Here is a 366-nt window from a genome sequence, read left to right on the forward strand (position 1 = left end):
TATATTTTGTTGGAAACTTTCTTTAATGCTATTATCTACAATATTATTTGGATCGTTTATTATATCTTCAAGATTCTGTTGATTTATAAAGTATCCATTCGCTTGATAAAAACTAGATCCGTAAAAAGAAGCTTCATCGAATTTTATATCAGTAAGTTTATTTAATCTATGGTCTGAGTTAATTCCTGGAGAAATGATAGTTAGTGAACTACATGCAGTTAGAATGCATGCTGTAAAATAGATAGGAATTCTCATTTTTTGTCTCTGTATTTAAAGTTTGAAAAATTACGCATAACGAACTAGACTTAACGACGTTCCCTGACCCTGAGTCCCGGACGGGACGTTAGGGACTGGCACGTAGCTTGC

1 pseudogene is annotated in these 366 nt (G+C 33.3%); it reads right to left on the reverse strand.

Going from position 1 to position 366, the window contains the following annotated elements:
- Positions 1 to 255 (reverse strand): annotated as a pseudogene (locus tag EHQ49_RS18780) (hypothetical protein); the annotation flags it as partial.
- Positions 256 to 366 lie beyond the last annotated feature (111 nt).

The organism is Leptospira perdikensis, from assembly GCF_004769575.1.
In the GTDB taxonomy this organism is placed as follows: domain Bacteria; phylum Spirochaetota; class Leptospiria; order Leptospirales; family Leptospiraceae; genus Leptospira_A; species Leptospira_A perdikensis.